Here is a 6,256-nt window from a genome sequence, read left to right on the forward strand (position 1 = left end):
AGTTCAGAGCGCGCTATAAATATTCACAATAGGGCGCGAATTCTACGCAAAAAAGCAGCGCATGACAAGAGCAGAATAAGACCAGAACAAGAAAAAAGAAGAAAAAAAGCGCAGTTTCTTTCGTGGCGTTTATCTGAACCGTTTTTCAAGTACAATCATAGGGACAGTTACCGCCATGTACCGATGTGAGCAGCGATCTCAACGCGGTGAAGAGAAACACAGCTGAAAAAAATACAATGAACCTAGAGCAAATTACCGAGTTAACCGCGCAAGATATGGCGGCCGTGAACGCAACAATTCTCGAACAGCTGAATTCCGATGTCACGCTCATCAATCAGCTTGGCTATTACATTATCAGCGGTGGCGGTAAGCGCATCCGGCCGATGATCGCCGTCCTGGCGGCGCGGGCATTGGGCTATGAAGGCAGCAAGCACGTCACCGTGGCCGCCCTGATCGAATTCATCCATACCGCCACGCTGCTGCATGACGACGTCGTTGACGAATCGGACATGCGCCGCGGCAAAGCCACCGCCAACGCGGCGTTCGGCAACGCCGCCAGCGTGCTGGTCGGCGACTTTATCTACACCCGCGCCTTCCAGATGATGACCAGCCTGGAATCCCTGCGCGTGCTGGCGCTGATGTCGGAAGCGGTCAACGTCATCGCCGAAGGTGAAGTGCTGCAGTTGATGAACGTGCACGATCCCGACATCAGCGAAGAAAGCTATATGCGGGTGATCTACAGCAAAACCGCCCGTCTGTTTGAGGCGGCGGCGCAATCGTCGGCGATCCTGTCCGGCGCCAGCGCTGAGCAAGAACGGGCGCTGCAAGACTATGGCCGCTACCTCGGCACCGCTTTCCAGCTGATCGACGATCTGCTCGACTACAGCGCCGACGGCAGCACCTTGGGCAAAAACACCGGCGACGATCTGAACGAAGGGAAACCGACCCTGCCGCTGCTGCACGCGATGCACAACGGCGACGACGCCCAGCGTGACATGATCCGCGGCGCGATTGAGCAAGGCAACGGCCGTCACCTGTTGGAGCCGGTGCTGCAGGCGATGCAGCAATGCGGTTCGCTGGAATACACCCGCAAACGCGCCGAGGAAGAGGCCGACAAGGCGATCGCCGCGCTGCAGGCATTGCCGGCATCGGAGCACCGCACGGCGCTGGAGGGCCTGGCCCATCTGGCGGTGCAACGCGACTTTTAAGAAATTAATGTTTCTTAAAAACCATCAGGCCCGCATACGCGGGCCTGCCTAGGTATTGCTCTCTTCGTCGATACGCGCCAGCAGGCCGCCGATCCCTTCCCGCATCAGGAAAGCCACCATTTTCTCGCGCTCGCTTTCCGTCAAATGGTAGTAATACTCGATCCAGACCGCCAACGGATCCTGACGCTCTACGTCATATGCCGCCCCGTCTTCCTTCAGCACCAGCAGGTTACGTACGTCTGAAGGCAGGCTGTCGATATGGTACTCCAACGCTTTTCCCTGCACGCCTTTACGCCTGCGGCTGATCCAGCCTTCGCGCCGGGCCATCAGATTGATTCCCTGTGGTGAGGAAGGTAATCCTGCGATGCCTGTCAGTTCCTTGGCGGCAAACCACTCTTTTTTCATAGCCATCATCTCTGGGCAATAGTGGGCAACGTCATTTTTTGGAAATTACTTGGGTATTTTTTAGGAAATTTAATGGTATTCTGGTTTCCGAATAAGCGTTTCACGTTGTTCATGCGCTTAACCTTGACCCGTTAGTTATACCACTAACGCAACTTTGGCTAATCAGAAAAGGAATGTAAACATGAATTCAAGGAACCCAGATTGGCATCCGGCAGATATCATCGCGGCGCTACGCAAGCAGGGCACCACGCTGGCGGCAGTGTCGCGCAAGGCCGGATTAAGCTCATCGACGCTGGCCAACGCGCTGTCGCGCCCGTGGCCGAAGGGGGAATGGCTGATCGCCGAAGCGATAGGCGTCCACCCCTCGGAGATCTGGCCAAGCCGCTATTACGATCCGCACAGCGATTGCCTGCTGGATCGCAAGGCGCGCATCAAATCGTGAACGCGGAGCAAAAAAAACCGCCGGAACAGCGTCCGGCGGCGTTTATCGGCTGACTATCGGCGTCGATCAGTTATTGATGAACTTCTCGCCCAGTTCGATATCTTTGTGCAGCACGTCCAGCATCTCGTTCAGCGCTTTCTGCTCGAAGGCGCTCAGGGTGCCGATATCCTTGCGCTCTTCAACGCCGTTCTTGCCCAGCACCAGCGGCTGTGCGAAGAAGCGAGCGTATTTGCCGTCGCCTTCAACGTAAGCGCATTCCACAACGCCTTTCTCGCCCTGCAGCGCACTCACCAGAGACAGACCGAAACGGGCGGCCGCCTGGCCCATGGACAGCGTTGCAGACCCGCCGCCGGCTTTGGCTTCCACCACTTCGGTGCCGGCGTTCTGAATGCGCTTGGTCAGATCCGCCACTTCCTGATCGGTGAAGCTCACGCCTGGGATCTGCGACAGCAGAGGCAGGATGGTCACGCCAGAGTGGCCGCCGATGACCGGCACGTTCAGCTCTTCCGGCTGCTTGCCTTTCAGCTCGGCCACGAAGGTGTTGGAACGGATGATATCCAGCGAAGTCACGCCGAACAGTTTGTTCTTGTCGTAAACGCCGGCTTTTTTCAGCACTTCCGCCGCGATGGCGACCGTGGTGTTAACCGGGTTGGTGATGATGCCGATGCAGGCTTTCGGGCAGGTTTTCGCCACTTGTTCAATCAGGTTACGCACGATGCCGGCGTTAACGTTGAACAGGTCAGAGCGATCCATGCCTGGCTTACGGGCCACGCCGGCGGAAATCAGCACCACGTCCGCACCTTGCAGAGCCGGGGTCGCGTCTTCGCCGCTGAAGCCTTTGATTTTAACTGCGGTTGGGATGTGGCTTAAGTCGACGGCAACGCCTGGGGTAACGGGGGCAATGTCGTAGAGAGAGAGTTCAGAACCTGAAGGAAGCTGGGTTTTGAGTAGAAGGGCGAGGGCCTGGCCGATACCGCCAGCAGCACCGAGAACTGCAACTTTCATCCTATACTCCTTTATTATCTTAAATATATAAAGCGCCGTGAATGTGTTGGTTACGGACCTTAAGTCATTACACCTTTCAAAACAATAAATTAGCCAATTCTTGCCTGCAGGTGTAATAAAACGGCCGCTGTCGCGCCCATTTTAGATTAAATCGCTTACGCATGAAGGGCATAGCGCACACTAATCAAAAATAGTGCGAGGTTATTCACGAGCAAGTTAACCGGCCGTTACATTACACCCTTACGCAACATCAGAACAACATCATTTTAATAACATTTTATTTACCACTGCGGGCCGATTTTCCGTCGCCAAAAGGGCATATTCATCGCGGCCGGATTTTGTTAAAATGCCGCCCTTTCCTCGCCGCCCGGTCATGCTTATTTTCTTTGGGTCGGCCTTTGTTGCATAAAAATTCATCCATATGCATAATCATGACTTCCACTATCAACATTCCACGGTGCAAAATGCGTAATCCCGCAAAACAGGAAGATCTGATCAAGACGTTCAAAGCGTTATTGAAAGAAGAAAAATTCAGTTCTCAAGGCGAGATCGTTTTGGCGCTGCAAGAAGAAGGCTTCGAAAACATTAACCAATCCAAAGTATCGCGCATGCTGACCAAGTTCGGCGCGGTACGTACGCGCAATGCCAAAATGGAAATGGTGTATTGCCTTCCTGCCGAACTCGGCGTGCCGACCACCACCAGCCCATTGAAGAATCTGGTGCTGGACGTCGACCATAACGACGCCGTCGTGGTGATCCACACCAGCCCGGGCGCCGCGCAGCTGATCGCCCGCCTGCTCGACTCATTGGGGAAATCCCAGGGCATCCTCGGCACGATTGCCGGCGACGACACGATTTTCGTCACCCCGTCCAACGGCTTTACCGCTCAGAAACTGCATGAGGCTATTCTGGGCGTGTTCGAGCAAGAGCTGTGAAACCTGGCGCTAACAAAGTGCGGCTTTAGCCCGCACTTTGTTAGCGCTTCTTTAACCCCCGCGTTACCTTCCCTGCCTTCAACCGCGTTTAACACTGCTTTTTTATCCCTCAGCAACACATTTCCATGACATCTACATGTAACCAGCAGTACCCACTGTGATCTTCCGCACTTTTGGTCAAAAGCACTTACCTTATTGAAACTACATAAATTTAACATCAAAAGATCGTTTTGTGAGCGTTTTTTATTCCTTACAGTTATAAAAAATAAGGATCATAAGGTTAAAGTTTCACTAGCAACTGTTAGCGAACTATTAATTTTTCGCGTTACTAGCTGTATACTCATTTTCGTGAACTGAATCACAGTTCGTTGGAACTGATAAAAGAATACGATGAGGTGAGATGATGAAAATTAAAGCTACCGTTGCAACCCTGAGCGTTCTGTCCATGCTTTCCTTTGGTGCATTCGCAGCACAATCTATTGATGCAACTCAGGCCGCAAAACTGCAGCCGGCCGGTGTAATCACCGTGAGCGGCGTCGCCGCTGCGCCTTCCGACATCCGCCAGGCGCTGTCCGACAAAGCCGACGCCAAAGGGGCGACCGCTTACCGCGTAATCGAAGCCCGCAATGACGGCAGCTTCCACGCAACCGCTGAAATCTACAAATAAGTACCGGCATTACCCGGCAACGGGCAATACATCTCTGGAATCAAACGCTGTCATAACGGCCTTCAAGAATAAAAATCGCTGCCAAGCCCTTCCAGGCTGTTATGACCAAGGATCGCTATCATGAACATGAAAACTACTCTCGCTGCATTCGGCCTGCTGTCTGTCATCTCCTTCGGCGCCTCCGCCGCCCAGCTGGTGACTAACGATCAGACCGCCAATCTGCAATCTATCGGCACCATCACCGTCAGCGGCATCGACGGCGCGCCGACCGACATTCGCCAAGCGTTGTCGGAGAAAGCCGACGCGAAAGGCGCGACCGCCTACCGCGTGATCGAAGCGCGTAACGAAGGCAACTACCACGCCACCGCCGAGATTTACAAATAACAACTCTGGGAACGGCTTTGCAGAGCTGATTACCCTCGTCACTGCCACTGCCGAGTTCTGACGCAAACGCCGATTTCCCAGAGACCCTCTCGTCGTCCTATCCGACGAACCCCGTTGCCCTCGCTCGCGAGGGCTTTTTTATGGGCGTAAAAAAGGCCGCGAATGCGGCCCTTGATGTGGCTGATGCGGCTGAGCGATCAGTAGGTGACTTTCGGTTCCTGCTTTTTCGCCAGCGCGTCCAGCAGGCGATCGTGAATGCCGCCGAAACCGCCGTTGCTCATCACCAGAATGTGATCGCCCGGCTGTGCGGTTTTCACCACCATGTCCACCAGCGTGTCGAGATCCGCGCTCCAGTGCGCCGGCTGCACGCAGGCATCCGCCACTTCCGCCACCTGCCACGGAATGTGGTGCGGCTGGAACAGGAACACCTCGTCGGCGCGGCCGAGCGAAGGCGCCAGATCGTTTTTGCTAATGCCCATTTTCATGGTGTTGGAGCGCGGCTCCAGCACCGCCAGAATGCGCGCCGTGCCGCCGACCTTGCCGCGCAGCGCGGCCAGAGTGGCCAGGATCGCCGTCGGGTGGTGCGCGAAGTCGTCGTAGACCGTGACGCCGTTGGCTTCGCCACGCAGCTCCAGACGGCGGCGGGCGTTGATGAAATCGCCCAACGCGCGGCAGGCGTCCGCCGGCTGCACGCCGACGTGGCGGGTGGCGGCGATGGCCATCAGGCCGTTATGCATGTTGTGCTCGCCCACCAGCGCCCAGTTCACTTCGCCGACCTGTTCGCCGTCGAGGAACACCGCGTAATGGCTGGCGTCCGGCGTCAGCTTCTGTGCGCGCCAGGTGCCCTCTTCCCCCACCAGCTCCTGCTCGCTCCAGCAGCCCATCGCCATCACCTGCTTCAGGTGGCTGTCGTTGTCCGGCAGGATGATCTTGCCTTTGCCCGGCACCAGACGCACCAGGTGGTGGAACTGTTTCTGGATGGCTTTCAGATCGTCGAAGATATCGGCGTGGTCGAACTCCAGGTTGTTCATGATCAGCGTGCGCGGGCTGTAGTGCACGAACTTGGAGCGCTTGTCGAAGAACGCGCAGTCATATTCGTCGGCCTCGATCACGAAGAACGGGCTGCCGCCAAGGCGCGCCGATACGTCGAAGTTGCCCGGCACGCCGCCGATGACGAAGCCGGGCTGGTAGCCGCAGGCTTCGAGGATCC

8 protein-coding genes are annotated in these 6,256 nt (G+C 55.9%); 5 read left to right on the plus strand and 3 right to left on the minus strand.

Going from position 1 to position 6,256, the window contains the following annotated elements; genetic code table 11:
• Positions 1–236 precede the first annotated feature (236 nt).
• Complete coding sequence (ispB, locus tag ACF8MC_RS24485) at positions 237–1,208, plus strand: octaprenyl diphosphate synthase (RefSeq protein WP_033636815.1); 972 nt, start codon at positions 237–239, stop codon at positions 1,206–1,208.
• Between the two features lie 48 nt (positions 1,209–1,256).
• Here the strand turns inward: ispB and ACF8MC_RS24490 are convergent, their stop codons facing one another.
• Positions 1,257–1,613, minus strand: coding sequence for a DNA-binding protein (locus ACF8MC_RS24490; protein ID WP_033655297.1), 357 nt, complete (start codon positions 1,611–1,613; stop codon positions 1,257–1,259).
• Between the two features lie 181 nt (positions 1,614–1,794).
• On the opposite strand from ACF8MC_RS24490, the gene ACF8MC_RS24495 reads away from it, so the two are divergent.
• Positions 1,795–2,055: a helix-turn-helix transcriptional regulator gene (locus ACF8MC_RS24495; protein ID WP_033636812.1), complete on the plus strand. Its 261-nt coding sequence runs from the start codon at positions 1,795–1,797 to the stop codon at positions 2,053–2,055.
• A 66-nt stretch (positions 2,056–2,121) separates the two neighbouring features.
• On the opposite strand, the gene mdh is transcribed toward ACF8MC_RS24495, so the two are convergent.
• The gene (mdh, locus tag ACF8MC_RS24500) at positions 2,122–3,060 is read right to left on the minus strand and encodes a malate dehydrogenase (RefSeq protein ID WP_164105449.1); all 939 of its coding nucleotides are present in this window, start codon (positions 3,058–3,060) and stop codon (positions 2,122–2,124) included.
• A gap of 464 nt (positions 3,061–3,524) precedes the next feature.
• On the opposite strand from mdh, the gene argR reads away from it, so the two are divergent.
• The 3 genes from argR to yhcN (ACF8MC_RS24515) all read left to right on the plus strand — a co-directional run bounded on the left by argR (position 3,525) and on the right by yhcN (ACF8MC_RS24515) (position 5,046).
• Positions 3,525–3,995, plus strand: coding sequence for a transcriptional regulator ArgR (argR, locus tag ACF8MC_RS24505; protein WP_004933572.1), 471 nt, complete (start codon positions 3,525–3,527; stop codon positions 3,993–3,995).
• A gap of 403 nt (positions 3,996–4,398) precedes the next feature.
• On the plus strand, positions 4,399–4,662 hold the full coding sequence (gene yhcN, locus ACF8MC_RS24510) for a peroxide/acid stress response protein YhcN (protein ID WP_033638655.1): 264 nt from the start codon (positions 4,399–4,401) through the stop codon (positions 4,660–4,662).
• A gap of 120 nt (positions 4,663–4,782) precedes the next feature.
• Positions 4,783–5,046 (plus strand): peroxide/acid stress response protein YhcN, encoded by a 264-nt coding sequence (yhcN, locus tag ACF8MC_RS24515; RefSeq protein ID WP_033638654.1) that lies wholly within the window; start codon positions 4,783–4,785, stop codon positions 5,044–5,046.
• Between the two features lie 197 nt (positions 5,047–5,243).
• Here the strand turns inward: yhcN (ACF8MC_RS24515) and mpl are convergent.
• The coding region (mpl, locus tag ACF8MC_RS24520) for a UDP-N-acetylmuramate:L-alanyl-gamma-D-glutamyl-meso-diaminopimelate ligase (protein ID WP_392424260.1) at positions 5,244–6,256 on the minus strand (1,013 nt) is incomplete at its 5' end.

The sequence above is a fragment of the Serratia sp. LACPHL-BACT-2024-00286 genome (assembly GCF_043109535.1).
Taxonomy (GTDB): domain Bacteria; phylum Pseudomonadota; class Gammaproteobacteria; order Enterobacterales; family Enterobacteriaceae; genus Serratia; species Serratia sarumanii.